The sequence below is a fragment of the Achromobacter kerstersii genome (genome assembly GCF_902859595.1).
GTDB lineage: Bacteria > Pseudomonadota > Gammaproteobacteria > Burkholderiales > Burkholderiaceae_B > Achromobacter > Achromobacter kerstersii.
Map to the genome: position 1 here is coordinate 262,454 of NZ_CADIJQ010000008.1, position 20,964 is coordinate 283,417.

The window sequence follows — 20,964 nt, forward strand, 5'->3', positions numbered from 1 at the left end:
GGGCAGCTACTTCTTTCTTAGCGCCTGTGACAAGCGCTTCACGGACGTATCAATCTCATGCGCCGTCAACGAGGAATAGCCCAATATCCACCCTTGCCGCTTTTCCGCGCCGGCATACAGGCGGCTCAAGCCCGGCAGTTGCAGGCCAGCGGCTGCTGCCAGCCGGATCGTCTTGGCCTCTGACCACCCCCGCGCAAGCAGGCAAGGAATCTGCAATCCGCCTTCTGGACGCAAGGCGGTGGCGATGTCTGGCAGATGCGTGTTCAGCGCTTGCAGCATGGCGTCGCGGCGCGACGCATACAGCTTGCGCATGGCGCGCACGTGGGCCGCGTAATGCCCGTCTTCCATGAAGCGCGCCAGCGTCAATTGCAGAATCTGCGGCGTATGCCCGTCCATGATGCTGCGCGCGCGCGTGAAGGCGCCAACCAGCTCGTGCGGCAACGCCATATAGCCCATACGCAGGCCCGGGTAGAGCGTCTTGCTGAAGGTGCCGACGTAGAGCGTGCGCTGATGTTTGTCCACGCCCTGCACGCACGCGTTTGGCAGGCCGTCGTAATGGAACTCGCTGTCGTAGTCGTCCTCGATGATCCACTTTCCCTGCTCGGCCGCCCAACGGGTCAGCTCCAGGCGGCGCGCCAACGACAAGGTGGCGCCGGTGGGGTACTGATGCGACGGCGTCACGTACACGCAGTTCGCACCGCTGCGATCCGCCCGCAGCAGATCCATGCGGATGCCGTCCTCGTCCACATCGATCGGCACGATTTTCGCTTCGGCCGCTTCAAACGCCTTCTTGGCGCCGAAGTATCCCGGGTTCTCAAGCAGGATGGGCTTGCCCGTGTCCACCAGCAATTGCGCGCACAGAAACAACGCCTGCCGCGTGCTGCTCAACACCAGAATCTGATCCGCAGATACCTTGGCGCCCCGCTCCAGATTCAGATAGGCGGCAATGGCCTTGCGCAGCGGCGCAGCCCCTTGCGGGTCGCCATGCAGCAGCACGTGGTCCCGATAGTCCTTCAGCGCCTGCCGCTGCAAGCGTTCCCAGACATCGGTGGGAAACGTGCGTGTCTCGGGCAGCCCGGTGGCAAACGCCTTGACCGCTTGCTGGTCCGCCACCCCGCCGCTATCGAAAATCATCCGGCCCCGGCGGCTCAACCCGGCTGCCGGCGCCGGCACGCCGCGCTTGTCATCCTGAAGCTTGGCGCGGCGGCCGGCAGCGCCGCGCAGCTGGGCGCCTACCGTGTCAGACACATAGCTGCCTGAACCCCCGCGCCGCACGATATAGCCGTCGCGATGCAGCTGTACGTATGCGTTTTCAACGGTGTCGCGTGCAACACCCAGCGACGTGGCCAGCGTGCGGGTGGCGGGCAATTTGATGCCCGCATCCAGCGCGCCATCCAGGATCAGCGCGCGCAGCGCCCGCTGGATGCGCTGATGCAGATCCAACGGCTGAAGATCGGCGTCGTTCAGCCGGATCTTCAGCGTGTCCAGTTCAAAAGCCTTGGCCATGCGGTCTGCCTGATGGATAAGATTGAATCAATCAAAGCAGGCCATTCTATCCGCACCGAAACGCTTAGCCCAGGTAGTCCACGTTGCCGCAAACCGAAACGCTTAGCCCAGGTACTCCACGTTGCCGCAAACCGAGATGCTTTGCCCGCTGATGACCGCGCCTTCGTCGGAGCACAGAAAGGCCACTTGATTCGCCACATCTTCAGGGCGAGTCATGCGGCGCAGCGAAACCTTCTCCACCAGCTGTTCACGCATCGCATCGTTGCTGACGCCGCCGGCTTCTGCGCGCGCCGCGATGACGCGCTCGACACGGTCGCCCGACACCACGCCCGGCAGAACCGAGTTGACGCGAATGTTGGACGGGCCCAGTTCCATGGCCCACGTCTGCGTCAGCCCCGCCAAGCCGAACTTGCTGGCGCTGTAAGGGCTGCGCAGCGAAAAGCCAAGCCGGCCCGCCACCGAAGAAATATTGATGATGGCGCCGCCGCCCGCTGCCCGCAGCAAGGGCACGGCGCTGCGCGCGCACAGGAACGTGCCGGTCAGGTTGACGTCCAGCGTGTGCTGCCAGGCGTCCAGTGTGGTGTCTTCCAGCCGGCTGGTGGGGCCGGACACGCCCGCGTTGTTGATCAGCGCATCCAGCTTGCCCCACCTGGCGGCCAAGCCGCTGAACAACTCCGCCACCTGCGCTTCGCTGGACACATCGGTCACGCTGACGCTCAAACGCGGGTTCGCCGTGCGCGCGGCATCGCAGGCGGCGGTGTCGACATCGCACACATGCACTTGCGCGCCAGAGGCCAGGAATTTCTTCGCGATTGCCAAGCCGATGCCTTGCGCGCCCGCAGTGATCAGGACGCGCTTGCCATTCAAAGATTCAATCATGTTGTCTCGTCAAGAAAGTAGCGATCACAGCGCGAACTCGGGGCGGATACCGCTTTTCAACGGCAGGCCCATGATTTCGCGCGCTTCCGCAGGCGTAGCCGGCTCCATGTCCATTTCGCGGATGATGCGCACGATGCGCTCAGTCAGCTGAACATTGGTGGCCAGTTCCCCGTGCCGGTAATACAGGTTGTCTTCCAGGCCCACGCGCGCATGGCCGCCCAACAGCAAGGCGCTGATGTTGGCCTCGAGTTGCGACGGCCCGATGCCGCTGACGCAGAAAATGCTGTTCTTCGGCAGCAGGTCCACCATCATCTGCAAATGCCGGGGCGAGAACGGCATCGCGTTCTGAAAATTACGGTGCACATTCATGACCAGATTGATGAAGTGCGGCCCTTCATCCAGCCCTTCTTCGATCAGCGTGGTGGCGTCTTGCAGGATATGCGTAGGGCTGAAGACTTCCCACTCGGGCTTGATGCCGCGCGCCTTCATGCCGGCGGCAAGCTCGCGCGCTTTGGTCAGCGGCGTGTTCATCAGGTATTCGCGGTCGCCAAACGCCAGGTTCAGCGTTGTCGCGTCCAGCGTGCACATCTCGGCGCCGGCATCCATTCCTTTCAACCGCTCTTCCCACAGAATTTCCCACGTGCCGGGCGAGGTTTCTTTCACCATGTCGCCATGCACGCCGCCACCGGTGGAGTTATTCAGAATGATGTCGCAGCGCTCGCGGATGCGCTGGTTCATGTCGCGATAGATCGCCGCGTTGCAGGTCGCCTGGTCGTCGGGCCGGCGCGCATGCAGCGCCACCACGCTGGCGCCCGCGTTATAGCAACGGTAAACGTCGTCTGCGATTTCAGCCGGTTGCGTGGGCAGATGCGGGTTCTGGGTTTTGAATGCCATGCCCCCGGTCGGGGCGATGGTCACAATGACTTTGCGTTTTGCCATGTTGGTCTCCCATTCACTTCCAGAGCGCGCAGCGGGTTTCGGCTTGCTTGGTAAAGGCCTCGTTGCCGTCAATCGTCTGCAGCACCTTGAAGTAGTCCCACGGTTCTTTCGATTCGTCCGGCGTCTTCACCTGCAACAGGTACATGTCATGCACGACACGGCCATCCGGACGCACGACGCCATCCTTGATGTACATGTCATTCAGCTTGTTTTCGCGCAGATACGCCAGCACGCGGTCGGCATCATCGGTGCCCGTGGCCTTGACCGCGCGCAGGTATTGCAACGCCGCGGAATAATCGGCCGCCTGCAGCGACGACGGCATGGCCTTGCGGCGCTCGTAGAACTTCTGGCTCCAGGCGCGCGTGGGTTCCGATGCGTTCCAGTACCAGCTGTCGGTCAGGTACATGCCCTGCGTGGCGGGCAGGCCCATGGCGTGGATGTCGTTGATGAACATGATCATGCCCGCCAGCCGCATGGTCTTGGTCACGCCGAATTCGTTGGCGGCCTTGATGGCGTTCGTGGCGTCGGCGCCGGCATTGGCCAAGGCAAGAATGTCCGCCTTGCTGCTTTGCGCCTGCAACAGGAACGATGAAAAATCGTTCGCCGACAAGGGATGCTTGACGGACCCCACCACCTTGCCGCCGCCCGCTTCAACCACCTTCGTCGTATCCGCTTGCAACGCGTGGCCGAATGCGTAATCGGCCGTCAGGAAGTACCAGCTTTTACCGCCCGCCTTGACCACCGCCGCGCCCGTGCCGCGCGCCAACGCGACCGTGTCGTACGCGTAGTTCAAGGTGTAGGGCGTGCATTGTTCGTTGGTCAGCGCCGGGGCGCCCGCGCCCACCACGATGATGGGCTTCTTCTTGTCGGCCGCTACCTTCGACATGGCCAGCGCGGTGCTGGAGTTGGTGCCGCCAATCAGCATGTCCAGGCCGCGCTGGTCGAACCATTCGCGCGCCTTGGCTGACGCGATGTCGGCCTTGTTCTGGTGGTCTGCCGTCAAGAGTTCGATCTTCTTGCCGTTGATCTCGCCACCCATTTCCTCGATGGCCATCTTGATGGCTTCCGCCCCGCCCGGGCCATCGGGGCCCGAGTACACGCCAGACAGGTCCGTGATGAAACCGATTCGAATAACATCGTCCGAAATCTGCGCGTGGGCGGCCGTGGCGTTCAATAGCGAAGCGGCGACGCCGAAGGCGAGCGCGGTGCCGGACTTGATGCGTGGCATTGACAACATACCTGTCTCCTCTTATGTTTTTTGGCTCTTGTGCGTCTTGAATAGGTCTTGACGCTTTGGGCCTCAACTATTCTGGGACTGGCCCCTGGCGCGAACAGTCACCATGGTGACAAAGCGCCCTAGGGTTTACCTGAGCGCCGTCACCCCTGCTGAACGGAGAAAACATGCGCGGACCGCCTGACAGCGTAGGCAGCCAGACTACCGGCGCAAAGCGCAAGCCTGCCCTATGCCCGGTAGACAAAATGTTGAGCGTCGTCCCCTGGTACAACGGCTTGCCGGCGCTTGAGCGCAACCTGGTCCGCTCCGAACTGCGCACGGTGTCGCTCGCCACGGGCGAATACCTGTTTCGCGCGGGTTCGAAATCGCTGGGCTGGTATGGCGTGGTGGAAGGCCTGGTGAAATGGACGTCGCCGGGCGCGGATGGCAAGTCCCTGTCGCTGGCCGGCTTCAGCATCGGCAGCTGGTTTGGCGAAGCCACCATGCTGCGCCGCGAGCGCTTTGAATACGAGGTGATTGCGCTGCGCCCGAGCCGCATCGTCATCCTGCCGCGCGACACCTGCGAACGGCTGTGGAACCACAACATCGAATTCACGAAGGCATTGACGATGCATCTGGCGCAGCGGGTCAACTGGCTGATGGCCAGCTACACCGGCAACGTGCTGCTGGATGTGGACACCACCGTGGCCCGCGCCGTGGCGGCGCAATTCGATGCCGAACGCCATGCGGATACGCAGGGGCGATTGAAGATATCCCAGGAAGAGATCGCCAGCTTGTGCGGCGTGTCCCGCCAACGCTGCAACGCGGCGCTGACGCGGCTGGCGCGCGCGGGAGTGCTACAGACGCACTACGGCGGAATGACGATTCTGGATAAGGATGCGCTGTACAGGCGCGCGTTGATCAATGGATGAAGGGTTTTGGACAGTGAGCCGCAATATCACTCAGGGGCGCCGGACTTGGCTGCCCCTTGCCTGGTTGTTCCTTGTACTGGCCTGTCTCTTGCTGCCGGCGGCGGGCTGGATGTTTCTGAAGTCGCCCTATGAACCCAAGGGCGCCACGTCGGCGGCGTCGGCGTTTATCCGTGACATCTACGCAGATGACTGGCAACGCGCTTATGACCTGACCTTCAAGAATGGCAACACCGGCCGCACAATCGATGAATTTCGCGCCGTTGCGGCTCGCCAATTCTGCGGACGCGTGTCCGTGCTGAAGTATTGGAGTCCGCTGCAAACCCACGGCAACCGGCTGCGCCGCTGGATAAACGGCGTGCCGCTGGATCAAGACCAGGTCTGGGTGGAATTCCATGACTCGGCATCGGGATGCATGATGTCGTTCGAAATCCGGCGCACCCAGGACGATCAGTGGAAAGTCTTCAACTTCCAAAGCCATGCGGGGTGAGATCAGGTCAGGCAAATGCGCGGTCGAAATCCACAAGGTCGGTAGGCTGCATGCCTAAACCCTTGGCCATCACGCGCCAGCTGTCGACGGCTCGCGCCACCTCGGCCCACATTGCATTGGCTTCCTCCGCAGTCAATCTGAAGTAAGGCGCCCCTTCCATCAGCACGTCCCGACTGTCAATGGGGCCGGAATCTTCAGTCAGCCATGTCTTGCTTTCGCGTCGGTCTCCGGGCATTGGATTGAGGTCGAATGCGGGCGACAGACGCCATCCATGTTGACGCGCGTCATACAGAAACCCACTATTACGCAAATGATCGTCGGTGTTGCAGATCAAAAAATTGAAGACCAGCCTGCGCCACAACTCATGGATGTCGGCAATAGGATTGGCGCCCTCCTGCAACAGGACGTCCACCAGTTCCGTATACGCGTGCACGGCATCTCGGCCAGTAGACTGAAGCATCGTCGCGGCCGACACGTAGGGAATACGACCGCCATCAACGGTGCGGTCGAATCGCCGAATGATGGCGACGGCTGTTCCATTGATCAGTTCTACACGCGCTGCGGCCGCGTTGATGCCCGCCTTGGCGGCGAGATGCATGGCCAGCACCTCGCCTCGAATCACGTCGCGCTGGTCAGACTGGCTGGGAAATTTTCCCAAAGCCAGGCGGCCATCCGTATCTCGAACGGTCGACTTGGGGCGGGCCCCGCCCAGCGAGGTGCCTTGCCCCAGCAGATATTGCAGGTCTTGCTCGCTTTCTGTGCCGGCTTCTAACGCGCGGGCCGCGTTCACGACCCTGCCCAGCTCCACCAACGGGGGAATATGCCAATGCGTTCCACCCGATCGCAAATAGACGTTGGCTTGAGGATCAAACAGACGCAACGCGCCGACACGGGCCTCGTCATCGACCCACATCAAGAAATCGACAGGTTCAAGCGCAGGCGTATCTCGGTCTTGCTGCCTCAACCGAGCATGGGCGCGCCTGATCACGCGTTCGCCCCAGGAGTCCGGCCCCGTGTCCTCGAGCGCGCGAAAAAAAACCTCTTGTGGATGTTGAACACTTAAAACCGGCAACAGGTCGGGCGATAGCGCAAAAAATCGAGAATCCCGCAGCCAACGCTCGTCGTAACTGAACGCGCTGCGCTTGCCGCTGCCCAGATGAAGTCGCCCCACCACCTGGCCTTTGGAACCTAGATGTACCTCGAGATCCTGACGCCGTGATGTTTTGGTAGCCATCAAAAGCCCTCCAACTCATCGGTGTCATCCACATCGCTCTTTTTGGCTGTCGCGGAATGCGCTGTCTGCGCGCTGCCACGTCGAGAGCTGCGCACCCGTTGGGGCAGTTGCTCCCGCACCAGTTCCATCCCCAGGGAGTCATTCTCGGTAGCCATCACCTTCACCAAGTCCTCAAGACGGCCAAGCACATGCAAGGCGCGGAGGAAAGTATGGAAGGCAGTGCCAGGATAGCCATCTTCCATGCGCCTTACCGTGCTCAGCGATGTGCCAATGCGCTGCGCCAGATCTTCCTGACTTAAGCGGCGCACCCGGCGCGCGGCCGAGATGTCTTGCCCCAGGCGGTGCAACGCGCGGTCTACAGGGCGTGGCATTGCAACGCGTGGGCCGGGAGTTTTCTGCGTGGAAGTTGGCATACGCGCACCTGCTCAGATATGAATAAAAATAGCCGTTAGGCGTTCATATTTGAGCATATGGTCAAACTTTGATCAACAGAACGATTCAGAAATAACCATTCATATATGACTTTTTAAATCGTTATATAAGTCATATTTGATCAACTCTGACGAAGATCGTTCAGCTCCATGGCAGGTAAACCATAAGCGGCTAGGAAGGTACGGTATGGGGAGTGTGCAGACAGGCTCAGCGCAACCAGCCAAAAGCGGCGGAGAAATCTGAAAAGGATTGTGGAGCGGGTGAAGGGAATCGAACCCTCGTATGAAGCTTGGGAAGCTGCCGTTCTACCATTGAACTACACCCGCTCGGGTGTCGTGCCACGACGCAGGGCCGGGGCAGAGCCGAGGATTATAGCGCGGGATTTTTCGAATCTTCGGATGATTTTTGCTTCCTCTTTTACTTCCCCTTCCCGTGGTCCCGATCCTGTGGTCCCCATCCCCGGAATTAAATACGTCCCTAATTTAGTCCATCCGGCCGACTCCGCCCCGGCGCGGCTGCTACTACAATTCGGGGCTATGAATACGCCTAACTCCGCGAACCACCCCGCGAACTCCTCCGCGGACACACCCGCGACGCCTTCCGTGAACACCTCTGACACCACCGCCGGCTCTTCGGCAGCGGCGCCTGCCGCCGCCCCCGTTTCCCCCGAGACGCAGGCCGCGCTGGCCAGCACCGCCCATGCGCCGAACAGCCCGGGCGCGACGCATATCCGCAGCTTCGTGCATCGCCGCGGCCACATCACCCAGGGCCAGTTGGCCGCGCTGGAACGTCTGATGGGCGAATGGTCCATTCCGTACGCCCCCCGCCGCCTGGACCCCGCCGCCGCGTTTGGCCGGCAGGCGCCCACGGTGCTGGAGATTGGTTTCGGCATGGGCGAGACCACCGAGAAGATCGCGCTGGCCCGTCCGGACGACAACTTCCTGGGTGTGGAAGTGTTCAACGCCGGTGTCGGCTCGCTGCTGCGCCGCATTGAAGATTCCAAGATTCAGAACCTGCGCATCATCCAGCACGATGCGGTCGAAGTCGTGCGCGACATGATCGCGCCGGACTCGCTGGCGGGCGTGCACGTGTACTTTCCGGACCCGTGGCCCAAGAAGCGCCATCACAAGCGCCGCCTGTTGCAGCCCGCGTTCGTGTCGCTCTTGGCCAGCCGCATTGCGCCGGGTGGCTACATCCATTGCGCCACCGACTGGGAAGACTACGCGGTGCAGATGCTGGAAGTGCTTAGCGGCGAACCGTTGCTGGCCAATACGGCGGACGGCTACGCGCCCCGCCCCGATTACCGCCCCCTGACCAAATTCGAGACACGCGGCCTGCGCCTGGGCCACGGCGTCTGGGACCTGATCTTCAAGCGAGTCGCCTGATGCTCTATCCGCCGATCGAACCCTACCGCCACGGCACGCTGGATACCGGCGACGGTCACCAGATCTATTGGGAAATGTCGGGCAATCCGAATGGCAAGCCCGCCGTGTTCCTGCATGGCGGCCCGGGCAGCGGTTGTTCGCCGGTGCATCGCCAGCTGTTTGATCCGCAGCGCTACAACGTGCTGTTGTTCGATCAGCGCGGTTGCGGGCGGTCGACGCCGCACGCCAGCCTGGACAACAACACGACCTGGCATCTGGTGTCGGACATTGAACGCCTGCGCACCGAGATCATGGGTGCGGACAAGTGGCTGGTGTTCGGTGGTTCGTGGGGATCGACGTTGGCGCTGGCCTATGCCGAAACGCACCCTTCGCACGTCAGCGAGATGGTTGTGCGGGGCATCTTCGGGCTGCGCCGCGCCGAGATCCAATGGTTCTATCAGGAAGGCGCGTCGTGGCTGTTCCCCGACCGCTGGGAAGAATATCTGGCGCCCATTCCGGAAGCGGAACGCGGCGACCTGGTGGCGGCGTATCACAAGCGCCTGACGGGCAATGACGCGGCCGAGCAATTGCGCGCCGCCAAGGCCTGGAGCAAGTGGGAAGACAGCACCATCACGCTGCTGCCCAGCCCGCGCCATCAGCAAAGCCATGCGGCAGATCGCGCTGCGCTGGCGTTTGCGCGCATCGAGAACCACTACTTTGTGAACGCCGGCTTCATGGAAGAAGGCCAGCTGATCCGCGACGCGCACAAGCTGCGCGGCATTCCCGGCACCATCGTCCAGGGACGCTACGACGTCTGCACACCCGCGCGCACCGCGTGGGATCTGCACCGCGCCTGGCCCGAAGCCGAATTCCATCTGGTGCCGGACGCGGGCCATGCCTTTGATGAACCCGGCACCTTGGCGCGCCTGATTGCCGCCACCGACGCCTACGCAAAACAGTGAGGAGACCTGATATGCACATTACGTTGAACGGCGACGCGCGCGAATTTCCGTTGGACACCACTGTCATCGAACTGCTGCAAACGCTCGGTTATGCGGGCAAACGCGTGGCCGTGGAACGCAACGGCGAGATCGTGCCGAAGAGCCAGCACGAGCAGACCACGCTGACGGATGGCGACCAGATCGAGATCGTCGTGGCGGTGGGCGGAGGCTGATTGCCCTGACGGTTGCGCGGCTCTTCTTGGAGCCGCACTTCGCACGGTTTTATTGCGCCGCAAATACGCGCCGCAAACACGAAGGGCCGCTGATTCAGCGGCCCTTTGCTTATGCATTTTCAGCAGGGTTCATGACGCACGGCACCATGTGCACGATGAGGATTGCGGCGCGCGCGTGACGCCACCTGCAAAGTGACGAGCAATGTTGCGTAGTCTGGCAAGCGACTAGCAACCTGTTACACGTTAACCCCTCGTCTCGCGGCGTTTACGCGAGTAATAATCGTTGCTGCTGGCGTCGTACGTTGTCGTGTTGTTGTTCTAGCGTTGCACATCGCCCCACGGGGCAAGGAGGCATCATGAACACCGCGGTCATCATCAATCTTCTCATCCAGCTTGTCGCAGGCGCCGCCGCCGGCAACGGATTGGGAAAAATGCTCCAGCAGTTCAACCTTGGCCCGTTGGGCAATACCATCGCCGGCGCGATTGGTGGCTTGGCGGGCGGTTCATGGCTGGCGCCCATGATCACGGCCGGCGCGGGGGCAGCGGCAACGGCGGGCAATGCAGGATTGGATCTTTCAGCGATTGCGGGGGACGTGGTGGGCGGCGGCATTGGTGGCGCCGTGCTGACCTTGATCGCCGGAATCGTACGCAAGATGTTCGTGGGCCGCGCGCCCTGAAGACAATCGTTTTCTCACCGCTACATCGATAAAGGAAACACTATGGGTCTGCTCAATTTCATCAAGGACGTAGGGGAAAAACTCTTCGGCGCCAGCGAGGCCAAGGCCGCGACCGCAGACGAGTTGAAGAAAGAGCTGGATAAGCACGGCCTGAACGCGGATGGCCTGCAAATTACCGTGGACGGCGACAAGGTCACGGTGGCCGGCGAGGCGCTAAGCACCGAAGCCGCCGAGAAGATTTCCCTGGCGCTGGGCAACACCGTCGGCGTTGCGGCGGTGGATAACCAGTTGAAGGTGAAGCAGGCCACGCCCGAAGCCAAGATGTACACGGTGCAAAAGGGCGACAACCTGTGGAAGATCGCCGAAGCGCAATACGGCAAGGGCCAGGGCGCGAAGAACACGCTGATCTTTGAAGCCAACAAGCCGATGTTGACCAGCCCCGACAAGATCTACCCGGGCCAGGTGCTGCGCATTCCGCCGCTGTCGTAAGCGGCAACTGAACCCAAACAACCCGGAGAACACCCATGCGTTTTCCGGATTGTGTCGCGGCGCGGCGCCCCCTGCCTGCCGCGATTGCTTGGCCAGACGCAATGTCTGGCCATTTTTTTGGCAGGAAGCACACGCGCTGCGAGGCCTCTTTTCCCGCCGGGCCGCCCCAAGGGAAAAGCGCCCCCCTGGGGGGCAGGAAGCGCACGCAGTGCGCGCGCCGTGGGGGCTCTATTTCCCGCCGGGCCGCCCCAAGGGAAAAGCGCCCCCTTGGGGGGCAGGAAGCGCACGCAGTGCGCGCGCCGTGGGGGCCTTACTTCATGCCGAAGCGGCCCAAGCCTTTCATGCCGCCCATGGCGCGCATCATCTTTGCCATGCCGCCCTTCTTCATCTGCTTCATCATGCCTTGCATCTGCTCGAACTGAGCCAGCAGGCGGTTGACCTCTTGCACCGGCACGCCGGAACCCGTTGCGATGCGGCGCTTGCGCGAGGCCTTGATGAGTTCGGGCTTGGCGCGTTCGGCGGCCGTCATGGAGTTCAGGATGCCTTCCGTGCGGCGCAACTGCTTTTCCGCCTGGCCGCCTTGCAGCTGGCCCGCGGCCTGCTGGAACTGAGCCGGCAGCTTTTCAAGCAGCGAACCCATGTCGCCCAGTTTCTTCACCTGGCCGAGCTGGTCGCGGAAATCGTTCAGGTCGAACTTGTTGCCCGACTTGATCTTCGCCGCCAGCTTCTGCGCTTCGGCGATGTCGATGTTCTTTTGCGCCTGTTCAACAAGCGAAACGATATCGCCCATGCCCAGCACGCGTTGGGCCATGCGGTCAGGGTAGAAGGGCTCAAGACCGTCCAGCTTTTCCGACACGCCGACAAACTTCAGCGGCTTGCCGGTGACGTGGCGCACGGACAGGGCCGCGCCGCCGCGGGCGTCGCCGTCCAGCTTGGTCAGCACAACGCCCGTCAGCGGCAGCGCGTCTGCGAAGGCGCGCGCGGTGTTGACCGCATCCTGGCCCTGCATGGCGTCCACGACGAACAGCGTTTCCACCGGCTTGACCAGATCATGCAGCGCGCGAATTTCGCGCATCATGGCCTCGTCAATGCCCAAGCGGCCGGCCGTATCCAGGATCAGCACGTCGTAGTGGTGACGGCGAGCATGGTCCACCGCGCCGCGCGCAATGTCTTCGGGCTTCTGGCTGGGGTCTGACGGCAGGAAGTCGACGCCGACCTGTGCGGCCACGCTCTTCAACTGGTCAATAGCGGCCGGACGATACACGTCGGCGGACACCACCAGCACTTTCTTCTTGCCGGTCTTGCGGCCGTGCTGGGTGTGCTGGCCTTCGGACAGCCAGCGGGCGAGCTTACCGGTGGTGGTGGTTTTACCGGCGCCTTGCAGGCCGGCCATCAGGATGACCGCGGGCGGTTGCACCGCCAGCGACAATTCGTTGGAATCGGCGCCCAGGTCGCCGCCCATCAGGGCAGTCAGTTCCTTGTGGACGACGCCGACCAGGGCTTGGCCCGGGCTGAGGCTGGCGGCCACTTCTTCGCCCAGCGCCTTTTCCTTTACGCGGGCGACGAATTCACGCACGACGGGCAGGGCCACGTCGGCTTCCAGCAGAGCCATGCGCACTTCGCGCAGCATCTCCTGGGTGTTGGCCTCGGTCAGGCGGGCTTCACCGCGCAGCGTCTTGACGACGCGCGAAAGGCGTTGAGTTAGGTTATCGAGCATGAGAGGCGTTTCCGCTTAAACTAGTTGATTGAACGGTGGCCGCAGGCGCGGATTCTGCGCTTTCGGGTGACATGCACCCCAAGGCCCCATCCAGACAACGGTTTCTATGTCACTAGGCATTGTATTTCACACAGCGGCTGCCTTGGCGTACGCAGTGCTCGGGGGGTCACTTTGGGCCCGCCTGGCCGGCGCCGGGGAAGTGGAGCAGACGGGCAAAATCGCCCGTCTGTGCCTGCTGGGGGCCCTGGTTCTCCATGGAATCGGGCTGCAACAATCGATGCTGGGCGCCCAGCATCTGTTCATTGGGTGGGCACTGGCCCTGTCTGCGGCCATCTGGCTGGGCATGGTGGTGTTCTGGCTGGAGAGCCTGCTGGTACGCATTGACGGCCTGCAATTGCTGCTGTTGCCTGCCGCCGCCATCGCCAGCGCCCTGGCCGCCGTGTTTCCGCAGGGGCAATTCGTGCCCCACGCCAATGACGCCTGGCTGCGCGTGCACCTGCTGATCGCGCTTGCCGCCTATGGCCTCATCACCATCGCCGCTCTGCACGCCATGATGATGGCGCTGCTTGACCGCCACCTGCACCGGCCACTCGACGCCCCCGCCCAACGCAGCATCATCGGCCGCGTGCTGGACTCTCAGCCGCCGCTGCTGGTGCAAGAGCAACTGCTGTTCCGTATTATCTGGATCGGTTTCATCGTGCTGACATTGGCGGTGGGCTCGGGGTCGATCGCGTCGATGAAGCTGACGGGCAAGATCCTGCCGTTTGACCACAAAACCGTTTTCACCCTGCTGTCGTGGCTGACGTTCGGCGTGCTGCTGGTGGGCCGCCACATCCGGGGATGGCGTGGCCGGGTGGCGCTACGCTGGACGCTGACGGGTTTTGGTTTTCTGATTCTGGCCTATACCGGCAGCCGGTTCGTGCTGGAAATGATTCTGCATCGAGGCTGACGTGGGCAAGTTGTTGTTCTGGGTGGTTCTGATCATCGCGGTGCTGTTCGTTGCCCGCATCGCGGCCCGCATGGCGGCGGCACGGCAGGCGGACGAGCAACCCAAGACCCGCCGCAGCGCGCCTGCCCCGGCGGCGCCAGAGTCGATGGTGCGGTGTGCGCATTGCGGCATCCATCTGCCACGCTCCGAAGCGGTGCTGCAGAACGGGCTGACCTGGTGCAGCACCGAGCACGCGGCCTTGGGCAAAAAGTAAGTCCCCACTCCAGATTTGGGAGGCAGCGGGGACCACGGCATAATGCCTGTTGGATTCACCACGCAAGTTCTCTCCCATGGCTCTGCTTCTGGATCGACATGGCTGGCTGGCGCCCGCCCCCGGTGTTACCCGTTTGCCCTCGCCCAACCGCGACGCGCGTCCTGCTGGCGCGCAAGTGTCGCTCTTGGTCCTGCACAACATCAGCCTGCCCCCCGGGCAGTTTGGCGGCCCCGAAGTGGCCGGGCTGTTCCTGAACACGCTGGACTATTCCTCGCACCCCTGGCTGGAACGGCTGCGCGGCTTGCGCGTGTCGGCGCACTTCTTCATCCGCCGCGATGGGCGCATCATTCAGTTCGTATCCACCGACCAGCGCGCCTGGCATGCTGGCGTGTCGCGCTTTGGCGGCCGCGAACGCTGCAATGACTTTTCCATCGGCATCGAACTCGAAGGCACGGATACCCTTGCCTATGCCGACGAACAATACGCGGCGCTACGCAAGCTGACGCCGGTGCTGCGCGCACGCTATCCCCTGGCTGCGGCCTGGGGGCACGAACACATTGCCCCGGGCCGCAAAACGGACCCCGGGCCTGCTTTCAACTGGACGCGTTTTTCGCGCGACAGTGGCTTTGCGCGGCGGCAATTGCCGCCCGCCTGACACGACTCAAGGACTGGATATGTTGAAGATCTGGGGACGCCTGACTTCCGTCAACGTGCAGAAAGTGATGCTGGCCGTGCGCGAATTGGCCCTGCCGCACACCTTTACGCCCGCCGGCGGGCCGTTCGGCGTGGTGGACACGCCGGAATACGCCAAGCTCAATCCCAACCGCACCGTGCCCGTCATCGACGATGGCGGCTTTGTGCTGTGGGAATCCAACGCCATCGTGCGTTATCTGGCCGCGCGCTACGGCGCGGGTACGCTGTGGCCGGAAGACGCGTGCATGCGCGCCGACGCCGACCGCTGGATGGATTGGCAGGCAACCGAATGGCAAGGCGCCATGGGCCCCGCGTTCCTGGGCCTGATCCGCACGCCGGAAGACAAGCGCGATCACGCCGCAATTGAACATTCGGTGAAGCGTTCGAACGCCCGCGCCCTGATTCTGGACCAGGCGCTGCAAGGCCGCGAATTCATTGCTGGCCGCCATCTGACGATGGGTGATATTGCGCTGGTCTGTTCCGCCCACCGCTGGCTGGCCCTGCCGATGGAACGCCCCGACACGCCGGCGCTGTCCGCCTGGTATCGCCGCGTGATGATGCGCCCCGCGCCGCAGGGCGTGCTGACCTTGCCGCTGGAATAACTCAGCCGCGGTCGACCTTCCAGCCCATCTCCGCCGAAATGCCCGCCGCCGCGCCCTGCACGACGGCGACCATTTCGCGCATCCGTTCCAGCGACATATAGGGCACGGTGCTGGACACGCTGATCGCCGCCACGATGCCGCTGGACGCGTCGCGCACGGGCGCCGCCACGCAGCGGATCGACGGCTCGTTGTCTTCCAGATCAAACGCATAGCCTTGCGCCGCGTATTCGCGCATACGGTCGCGGAACGCTTCCCAGGTCTGCTGCCCGCCCGGCGCACGCGACGACACTGGCGCGCCGATGCGATGCAGCGCCTTCCATTGCGGCTCTTCGGTATCCAGCAATAGCGCCTTGCCCACGCCGGTCGCGGCCAGCGGCATGCGGTGGCCCACGCGCGAACGCATCTCCAGGCCCTTCTTGCCGGGGATCTTCTCCAGATACAGCACTTCGTCGTTGTCGCGCACGGCCAGGTGAATGGTGTCGCCCGTCAGTTCAGACAGGCTGTCCAGATACGGGCGCGCCAAGGTCGCCATCGGAAACGCTTCACGCGCCTGAAAACCCAGTTCAATCAGCTTCGGCCCCAGCACATAGCCCACGCCCGGCAAGGCGCGCAGATAGCGCTCTTGCACCAGGCAGCTGGCCAACCGGTGGGTGGTGCTGCGCGCCACGCCAATGCGCGCGCAGATTTCCTTCAAGTCGCGCGCCCCGTCGGCCACGGCTTGCACCACGGCCAGCCCGCGCATCAACGTTTGCGTGCCAGCGGGCGCGGCGGCATCGGGGTCCAGGGACGGGGGGCTAGCGGAAGTGAGGATGGCGGTCATGAAACAAGGCTACACAGCAAAAACGAAGGACAACAACGACGGCAAGCATAGCCGGGCGCCGTGATGCGGGGTGCCAGAGGGCAGCTCCCGAGTGGGATAAGCCCAGCTTTTATTCCCTATATGTGGGATTAAATTCTATATTTTGAGATTTTTCAAGCGCTGATCTAGAATTTTTCGCAACGCACGCCCGACGCATTTCTTGCGCCCGGCGCGCCTCAGACAACAAGGCCAGCCATGCCCGCCCACCCACGCCTGCGCTCAGGCGCTCAGGGAAACGGGCATCGCAGCCAGAGACGAGACAGATCAGATGACTACCGGATCGCCTGCCCGCGCGGCGCTTATCGCGCTGGATTGGGGCACCTCATCGTTGCGCGCGTACCGGCTGGACGCCACCGGCCGCACGCTGGACACCCGCCACTTGCCCTGGGGCATCATGCGCCTGCCACAGCCCTTGCAAGACGGCGCCGCCAGCACGGCATTGTCTGGCTTTGACTTGGCCTTCGAACAAGCTTGCGGCGACTGGCTGCGCGCCGAACCCGCCTTGCCCGTGATCGCCTGCGGCATGGTCGGCAGCGCGCAGGGCTGGAAGGAAGCAGCCTACCTGGACGTGCCGGTCGACCTGGAACGCATCGGCACCTTGCTGACCGTGGTCGAACGCACGGGCGCCGGCCCCAACGCCACCCCGCTGCACATCGTGCCCGGCCTGATCCAGCGCCACGGCCTGCCCAACGTGATGCGCGGGGAAGAGACCCAAGTGTTCGGCGTGATGTTCGACCAGCCCGGCGCATCCGACACCCACCCCGCCGACAGCGTGCTGATCGGCCTGCCCGGCACGCATTCCAAGTGGGTCAACGCGCGCCGAGGCCGCGTCACGCACTTCGACACCTTCATGACCGGCGAGGTCTACGCCGCCTTGCGCGGCCACACCATCCTGGGCCGCACGATGAGCGACGCGCCCGCCGCCGACATGGCGGCTTTTGAGCGCGGCGTGAAAGTGGCCGGCGCCCCGGCCGGCCGCGCCGGTGTGCTGTCCACCATCTTCAGCACGCGCGCGCTTGGGCTGACGGGTGAACTGGCCAGCGCATCCCAAGCGGATTATTTGTCGGGCCTGTTGATTGGCCACGAAATCGCCGCGCTTGCCGAGATGCTGCGCCAACAGGGCGAACTGCCCCGCATCGTGCTTTGCGGCGAACCCGCGCTGTGCCAGCGCTACATCCTGGCAATACAGCACTACGGCCTGGGCACGCCTGAGCAAGCGCAGAACGCCACCGAGCGCGGCCTGTGGCACCTGGCCCTCTGCGCCGGGCTGATCACGGCCGATGCCGCCGCGCCGGCATTGGCCCTCGCATCGGCTGCGACATCGTCTCCCGCTTCGGCCTCGGCTTCGACATCACCTTCCGCTTCGGCTTCACCCTCTTCTTCGGCCCCGTCTAGGAACCCCACATGAACCATCCCGGTCTGCAAACCGCCATGGCCCACTGCGGCCTGATCGCCATCCTGCGCGGCATCCAACCCACGGAAGCCGAAGCCATCGGCCACGAGCTCTACGAAGCAGGCTTTCGCCTGATTGAAGTGCCGCTGAATTCGCCCGACCCCTTGGACAGCATCCGCGCCATGCGCGCCGCGCTGCCCACCGACTGCCTGATCGGCGCCGGCACCGTGCTGAACCCCGACGACTGCGCCCGCATTCAGGACGCGGGCGGTGAACTGATTGTGATGCCGCACAGCGACCCCGCCGTGATCCGCGCCGCCAAAGCGCTGGGCATGGCGTCCTGCCCCGGCGTCGCCACGCCCACCGAAGCCTTCGCCGCGCTGGCCGCCGGCGCCGACGTGCTGAAGATGTTCCCCGCCGAACAACTCGGCCCCGTCGTGCTGAAAGCCTGGCGCGCGGTGATGCGCCCGCCGATTGCGCTGGTGCCCGTGGGCGGCATCACGCCCGACAACATTTCCGTTTACGCCCAGGCGGGCGCCAGCGGCTTCGGCCTGGGCTCCGCTTTGTACAAACCCGGCCTGTCGGCCAAAGACGTCGGCCAGAACGCGCGCGCATTCGTCGCGGCCTGGCAACGCGCCTATTCCGTCCAGGAGACTCAAGCATGAAGATCACCAAGCTCACTACCTACATCGTGCCGCCCCGGTGGTGCTTCCTGAAAATCGAAACGGACGAAGGCATCGTCGGCTGGGGTGAACCCGTCGTTGAAGGCCGCGCGCACTCGGTCGCCGCCGCCGTTGAAGAACTGTCTGACTACCTGATCGGCAAAGACCCGCGCAACATCGAAGACCACTGGACGGTGCTGTACCGCGGCGGTTTCTATCGCGGCGGCGCCATCCACATGAGCGCGCTGGCCGGCATCGACCAGGCGCTGTGGGACATCAAGGGCAAGCATCTGGGCGTGCCGGTGTCGCAGCTGTTGGGCGGCAATGTGCGCGACCGCATCCGTGTGTATTCGTGGATTGGCGGCGACCGCCCGGCCGACACCGCAGCCGCCGCCAAGAGCGCCGTCGACCGCGGCTTCACCGCCGTGAAGATGAACGGCACCGAAGAACTTCAGTACATCGATTCCTTCGACAAGGTCGAGAAGTGCCTGGAGAACGTGGCTGCGGTTCGCGACGCCGTCGGCCCGAACGTGGGCATCGGCGTGGACTTCCACGGCCGCGTTCACAAGCCCATGGCCAAGGTGCTGATGAAAGAGCTGGACCCGTTCAAGCTGATGTTCATCGAAGAGCCCGTGCTAAGCGAACACTACGAAGCGTTGAAGGAACTGGCGCCGCTGACGTCGACCCCCATCGCTCTGGGCGAACGGCTGTTCTCGCGCTGGGACTTCAAGCGCGTGCTGTCCGAAGGCTATGTCGACATCATCCAGCCCGACCCGTCACACGCGGGCGGCATCACCGAAACCCGCAAGATCGCAGCGATGGCCGAAGCGTATGACGTGGCGCTGGCGCTGCATTGCCCGCTGGGCCCGATTGCGCTGGCCACCTGCTTGCAGATCGACGCCGGCTGCTACAACGCCTTCATCCAGGAACAAAGCCTGGGCATCCACTACAACGCGGCCAACGACCTGCTGGACTACGTCAGCAACCGCGAAGTCTTCAAGTACGAAGACGGCATGGTCGCCATTCCCCAAGGCCCGGGCCTGGGCATCGAGGTCAACGAGGAATACGTCAAGGAACGCGCCGCCGTGGGCCACCGCTGGCGCAACCCGATCTGGCGTCACGCCGACGGCAGCTTCGCCGAGTGGTAAGCCGATAAAAGAGAGAGGAGACCCCCTTGTCCACCGCCACCCACGCGGGCCTGCAAGCCGCCCAGCGGCCCACGCGCAGCCGCTACATCATCATGGTGATGCTGTTCATCACCGTCGTCATCAACTACCTGGACCGCAGCAACCTGTCCATCGCCGCGCCCGCACTGAAGGACGAGTTCGGCCTGGACACCTGGCATGAAGGGTTGATCCTGTCGGCCTTCGGCTGGACCTACGCCGCGATGCAGATCCCCGGCGGCTGGCTGGTCGACCGCGTGTCGCCCCGCGTGCTGTACGCCGCCGCGCTGATCCTGTGGTCGGCGGCGACGTTCTTCATGGGCTTTGCCAGCAGCTTCATCATTCTGTTCGTGCTGCGCCTAGCCGTCGGCGCGCTGGAAGCGCCCGCCTACCCGATCAACAACCGCGTCGTCACGACCTGGTTCCCGGAAAAGGAACGCGCCACCGCCATCGGCTTCTACACGTCGGGCCAGTTCGTCGGCCTGGCGTTCCTGACGCCGGTGCTGGCCTGGCTGCAACACCACTACGGCTGGCACATGGTGTTTGTCAGCACGGGCCTGCTGGGCATCGTGTGGGGCGTGCTGTGGTACCTGATCTACCGTGAACCGCGCCAGTTCAAAGGCGCGAACGCGGCCGAGATCGAACTGATCCAGCAAGGCGGCGGCGTGGTCGATCTGGACCGCAGCGTCAAAGCTAAAAAAACGCCCTTCAACTGGAATGACTTGGGGCTGGTGATGTCCAAGCGCAAGCTCTGGGGCGTGTACCTGGGCCAGTTCTGCCTGACGTCCACGCTGTGGTTCTTCCTGACCTGGTTCCCGACCTACCTGGTGAAGTACCGCGGCATGGACTTCATCAAGTCCGGCTTTCTGGCGTCGGTGCCGTTCCTGGCCGCGTTTGTCGGCGTGCTGTGCTCAGGCGTGCTGTCTGACTTCCTGATCCGCCGCGGCGCCACCGTCGGCCTGGCGCGCAAGCTGCCCATCATTCTGGGCCTCTTGATCTCGACATCAATGATCGGCGCCAACTTCACCGACTCCACGCCGTGGGTCATCTTCTTCCTGGCCGTCGCGTTCTTCGGCAACGGCCTGGCGTCGATCACCTGGTCGCTGGTGTCAACGCTTGCGCCCGTGCGCCTCTTGGGCCTGACGGGCGGCGTGTTCAACTTCGTCGGCAACCTGTCATCGATCTGCACCCCGATCGTGATCGGCCTGCTGGTGTCGAAAGACAGCTTCGCCCCCGCCATCGTGTACGTATCGTCCCTGGCCTTGCTGGGCGCGCTGTCGTACATCCTGCTGGTAGGCAAGGTGGAGCGGATCGAGGCTTGATGCCGGGGCGGGAGAGACACCCGCC

The 20,964-nt window shown here is 63.5% G+C and carries 23 protein-coding genes and 1 tRNA gene; 15 read left to right on the plus strand and 9 right to left on the minus strand.

Annotated features, from left to right (window positions below; translation table 11 throughout):
* Positions 1-6 precede the first annotated feature (6 nt).
* From pdxR to HV765_RS22475, 4 genes are all read right to left on the minus strand, one after another.
* Positions 7-1,506 carry a MocR-like pyridoxine biosynthesis transcription factor PdxR gene (pdxR, locus tag HV765_RS22460; RefSeq protein ID WP_175170998.1) on the minus strand — a complete coding sequence of 500 codons (1,500 nt, stop codon included), beginning with the start codon at positions 1,504-1,506 and terminating at the stop codon, positions 7-9.
* Between the two features lie 102 nt (positions 1,507-1,608).
* On the minus strand, positions 1,609-2,385 hold the full coding sequence (locus tag HV765_RS22465; RefSeq protein WP_054427554.1) for an SDR family oxidoreductase: 777 nt from the start codon (positions 2,383-2,385) through the stop codon (positions 1,609-1,611).
* 24 nt (positions 2,386-2,409) lie between these two features.
* Positions 2,410-3,324, minus strand: coding sequence for a beta-keto acid cleavage family enzyme (locus tag HV765_RS22470; protein WP_175170999.1), 915 nt, complete (start codon positions 3,322-3,324; stop codon positions 2,410-2,412).
* Positions 3,325-3,337: 13 nt separating this feature from the next.
* Positions 3,338-4,552 carry an ABC transporter substrate-binding protein gene (locus HV765_RS22475; RefSeq protein WP_082387291.1) on the minus strand — a complete coding sequence of 405 codons (1,215 nt, stop codon included), beginning with the start codon at positions 4,550-4,552 and terminating at the stop codon, positions 3,338-3,340.
* Positions 4,553-4,725: 173 nt separating this feature from the next.
* Here HV765_RS22475 and HV765_RS22480 point away from each other — a divergent pair, with 173 nt between their 5' ends.
* Positions 4,726-5,469 (plus strand): Crp/Fnr family transcriptional regulator, encoded by a 744-nt coding sequence (locus tag HV765_RS22480; RefSeq protein ID WP_254600682.1) that lies wholly within the window; start codon positions 4,726-4,728, stop codon positions 5,467-5,469.
* Between the two features lie 109 nt (positions 5,470-5,578).
* On the plus strand, positions 5,579-5,956 hold the full coding sequence (locus tag HV765_RS22485; RefSeq protein WP_175171000.1) for a hypothetical protein: 378 nt from the start codon (positions 5,579-5,581) through the stop codon (positions 5,954-5,956).
* A gap of 7 nt (positions 5,957-5,963) precedes the next feature.
* On the opposite strand, the gene HV765_RS22490 is transcribed toward HV765_RS22485, so the two are convergent.
* The 3 genes from HV765_RS22490 to HV765_RS22500 form a co-directional block, all read right to left on the minus strand.
* Complete coding sequence (locus tag HV765_RS22490) at positions 5,964-7,190, minus strand: type II toxin-antitoxin system HipA family toxin (RefSeq protein WP_175171001.1); 1,227 nt, start codon at positions 7,188-7,190, stop codon at positions 5,964-5,966.
* Positions 7,190-7,603 (minus strand): helix-turn-helix domain-containing protein, encoded by a 414-nt coding sequence (locus tag HV765_RS22495; RefSeq protein WP_175171002.1) that lies wholly within the window; start codon positions 7,601-7,603, stop codon positions 7,190-7,192. The genes HV765_RS22490 and HV765_RS22495 overlap by 1 nt, the downstream gene beginning before the upstream one ends.
* 271 nt (positions 7,604-7,874) lie before the next feature.
* Positions 7,875-7,948: transfer RNA gene (locus HV765_RS22500), tRNA-Gly, on the minus strand.
* A 210-nt stretch (positions 7,949-8,158) separates the two neighbouring features.
* On the opposite strand from HV765_RS22500, the gene trmB reads away from it, so the two are divergent.
* The 5 genes from trmB to lysM all read left to right on the plus strand — a co-directional run bounded on the left by trmB (position 8,159) and on the right by lysM (position 11,326).
* Positions 8,159-9,007, plus strand: a complete 849-nt coding sequence (gene trmB / locus HV765_RS22505; protein ID WP_245636484.1) for a tRNA (guanosine(46)-N7)-methyltransferase TrmB — start codon at positions 8,159-8,161, stop codon at positions 9,005-9,007.
* Complete coding sequence (pip, locus tag HV765_RS22510; protein ID WP_054427547.1) at positions 9,007-9,948, plus strand: prolyl aminopeptidase; 942 nt, start codon at positions 9,007-9,009, stop codon at positions 9,946-9,948. Before trmB ends, pip begins: the two co-directional genes overlap by 1 nt.
* An 11-nt stretch (positions 9,949-9,959) precedes the next feature.
* Positions 9,960-10,160 carry a sulfur carrier protein ThiS gene (gene thiS / locus HV765_RS22515; RefSeq protein ID WP_006222389.1) on the plus strand — a complete coding sequence of 67 codons (201 nt, stop codon included), beginning with the start codon at positions 9,960-9,962 and terminating at the stop codon, positions 10,158-10,160.
* 356 nt (positions 10,161-10,516) lie between these two features.
* Positions 10,517-10,837, plus strand: a complete 321-nt coding sequence (locus HV765_RS22520) for a hypothetical protein (RefSeq protein ID WP_054427546.1) — start codon at positions 10,517-10,519, stop codon at positions 10,835-10,837.
* A 42-nt stretch (positions 10,838-10,879) separates the two neighbouring features.
* Positions 10,880-11,326: a peptidoglycan-binding protein LysM gene (lysM, locus tag HV765_RS22525; RefSeq protein ID WP_054427545.1), complete on the plus strand. Its 447-nt coding sequence runs from the start codon at positions 10,880-10,882 to the stop codon at positions 11,324-11,326.
* A 310-nt stretch (positions 11,327-11,636) separates the two neighbouring features.
* On the opposite strand, the gene ffh is transcribed toward lysM, so the two are convergent.
* Entirely contained in the window at positions 11,637-13,043 is a 1,407-nt protein-coding gene (gene ffh, locus HV765_RS22530) for a signal recognition particle protein (protein ID WP_054427544.1), read from the minus strand.
* Positions 13,044-13,149: 106 nt separating this feature from the next.
* Here ffh and HV765_RS22535 point away from each other — a divergent pair, with 106 nt between their 5' ends.
* The 4 genes from HV765_RS22535 to HV765_RS22550 all read left to right on the plus strand — a co-directional run bounded on the left by HV765_RS22535 (position 13,150) and on the right by HV765_RS22550 (position 15,540).
* Entirely contained in the window at positions 13,150-13,992 is an 843-nt protein-coding gene (locus HV765_RS22535; protein WP_054427543.1) for a cytochrome C assembly family protein, read from the plus strand.
* Position 13,993: 1 nt separating this feature from the next.
* The gene (locus tag HV765_RS22540) at positions 13,994-14,245 is read left to right on the plus strand and encodes a PP0621 family protein (RefSeq protein WP_054427542.1); all 252 of its coding nucleotides are present in this window, start codon (positions 13,994-13,996) and stop codon (positions 14,243-14,245) included.
* Between the two features lie 76 nt (positions 14,246-14,321).
* Complete coding sequence (ampD, locus tag HV765_RS22545) at positions 14,322-14,900, plus strand: 1,6-anhydro-N-acetylmuramyl-L-alanine amidase AmpD (protein ID WP_175171003.1); 579 nt, start codon at positions 14,322-14,324, stop codon at positions 14,898-14,900.
* 19 nt (positions 14,901-14,919) lie between these two features.
* Entirely contained in the window at positions 14,920-15,540 is a 621-nt protein-coding gene (locus HV765_RS22550; RefSeq protein WP_054427540.1) for a glutathione S-transferase family protein, read from the plus strand.
* 1 nt (position 15,541) lies between these two features.
* Here the strand turns inward: HV765_RS22550 and HV765_RS22555 are convergent, their stop codons facing one another.
* Positions 15,542-16,360 carry an IclR family transcriptional regulator gene (locus HV765_RS22555; RefSeq protein WP_175171004.1) on the minus strand — a complete coding sequence of 273 codons (819 nt, stop codon included), beginning with the start codon at positions 16,358-16,360 and terminating at the stop codon, positions 15,542-15,544.
* A gap of 307 nt (positions 16,361-16,667) precedes the next feature.
* On the opposite strand from HV765_RS22555, the gene HV765_RS22560 reads away from it, so the two are divergent.
* From HV765_RS22560 to HV765_RS22575, 4 genes are read left to right on the plus strand one after another with little or no spacing between them, the layout of a single operon-like run.
* The gene (locus HV765_RS22560) at positions 16,668-17,807 is read left to right on the plus strand and encodes a 2-dehydro-3-deoxygalactonokinase (protein WP_254600684.1); all 1,140 of its coding nucleotides are present in this window, start codon (positions 16,668-16,670) and stop codon (positions 17,805-17,807) included.
* Positions 17,804-18,457, plus strand: a complete 654-nt coding sequence (locus HV765_RS22565; RefSeq protein ID WP_054427538.1) for a 2-dehydro-3-deoxy-6-phosphogalactonate aldolase — start codon at positions 17,804-17,806, stop codon at positions 18,455-18,457. The genes HV765_RS22560 and HV765_RS22565 overlap by 4 nt, the downstream gene beginning before the upstream one ends.
* A complete protein-coding gene (gene dgoD, locus HV765_RS22570; protein WP_054427537.1) occupies positions 18,454-19,602 on the plus strand; it encodes a galactonate dehydratase in 1,149 nt (382 codons plus the stop codon). Before HV765_RS22565 ends, dgoD begins: the two co-directional genes overlap by 4 nt.
* A 26-nt stretch (positions 19,603-19,628) precedes the next feature.
* A complete protein-coding gene (locus tag HV765_RS22575; RefSeq protein ID WP_175171005.1) occupies positions 19,629-20,939 on the plus strand; it encodes an MFS transporter in 1,311 nt (436 codons plus the stop codon).
* Positions 20,940-20,964: the final 25 nt, after the last annotated feature.

What these genes read in the sequence shown, in the direction of transcription:
- pdxR (WP_175170998.1), bottom strand. Translation starts at nt 1,506, where the DNA reads ATGGCCAAGGCTTTTGAACTGGACACGCTGAAGATCCGGCTGAACGAC.
- HV765_RS22465 (WP_054427554.1), bottom strand. Translation starts at nt 2,385, where the DNA reads ATGATTGAATCTTTGAATGGCAAGCGCGTCCTGATCACTGCGGGCGCG.
- HV765_RS22470 (WP_175170999.1), bottom strand. Translation starts at nt 3,324, where the DNA reads ATGGCAAAACGCAAAGTCATTGTGACCATCGCCCCGACCGGGGGCATG.
- HV765_RS22475 (WP_082387291.1), bottom strand. Translation starts at nt 4,552, where the DNA reads ATGCCACGCATCAAGTCCGGCACCGCGCTCGCCTTCGGCGTCGCCGCT.
- HV765_RS22480 (WP_254600682.1), top strand. Translation starts at nt 4,726, where the DNA reads ATGCGCGGACCGCCTGACAGCGTAGGCAGCCAGACTACCGGCGCAAAG.
- HV765_RS22485 (WP_175171000.1), top strand. Translation starts at nt 5,579, where the DNA reads ATGTTTCTGAAGTCGCCCTATGAACCCAAGGGCGCCACGTCGGCGGCG.
- HV765_RS22490 (WP_175171001.1), bottom strand. Translation starts at nt 7,190, where the DNA reads ATGGCTACCAAAACATCACGGCGTCAGGATCTCGAGGTACATCTAGGT.
- HV765_RS22495 (WP_175171002.1), bottom strand. Translation starts at nt 7,603, where the DNA reads ATGCCAACTTCCACGCAGAAAACTCCCGGCCCACGCGTTGCAATGCCA.
- trmB (WP_245636484.1), top strand. Translation starts at nt 8,159, where the DNA reads ATGAATACGCCTAACTCCGCGAACCACCCCGCGAACTCCTCCGCGGAC.
- pip (WP_054427547.1), top strand. Translation starts at nt 9,007, where the DNA reads ATGCTCTATCCGCCGATCGAACCCTACCGCCACGGCACGCTGGATACC.
- thiS (WP_006222389.1), top strand. Translation starts at nt 9,960, where the DNA reads ATGCACATTACGTTGAACGGCGACGCGCGCGAATTTCCGTTGGACACC.
- HV765_RS22520 (WP_054427546.1), top strand. Translation starts at nt 10,517, where the DNA reads ATGAACACCGCGGTCATCATCAATCTTCTCATCCAGCTTGTCGCAGGC.
- lysM (WP_054427545.1), top strand. Translation starts at nt 10,880, where the DNA reads ATGGGTCTGCTCAATTTCATCAAGGACGTAGGGGAAAAACTCTTCGGC.
- ffh (WP_054427544.1), bottom strand. Translation starts at nt 13,043, where the DNA reads ATGCTCGATAACCTAACTCAACGCCTTTCGCGCGTCGTCAAGACGCTG.
- HV765_RS22535 (WP_054427543.1), top strand. Translation starts at nt 13,150, where the DNA reads ATGTCACTAGGCATTGTATTTCACACAGCGGCTGCCTTGGCGTACGCA.
- ampD (WP_175171003.1), top strand. Translation starts at nt 14,322, where the DNA reads ATGGCTCTGCTTCTGGATCGACATGGCTGGCTGGCGCCCGCCCCCGGT.
- HV765_RS22550 (WP_054427540.1), top strand. Translation starts at nt 14,920, where the DNA reads ATGTTGAAGATCTGGGGACGCCTGACTTCCGTCAACGTGCAGAAAGTG.
- HV765_RS22555 (WP_175171004.1), bottom strand. Translation starts at nt 16,360, where the DNA reads ATGACCGCCATCCTCACTTCCGCTAGCCCCCCGTCCCTGGACCCCGAT.
- HV765_RS22560 (WP_254600684.1), top strand. Translation starts at nt 16,668, where the DNA reads ATGACTACCGGATCGCCTGCCCGCGCGGCGCTTATCGCGCTGGATTGG.
- HV765_RS22565 (WP_054427538.1), top strand. Translation starts at nt 17,804, where the DNA reads ATGAACCATCCCGGTCTGCAAACCGCCATGGCCCACTGCGGCCTGATC.
- dgoD (WP_054427537.1), top strand. Translation starts at nt 18,454, where the DNA reads ATGAAGATCACCAAGCTCACTACCTACATCGTGCCGCCCCGGTGGTGC.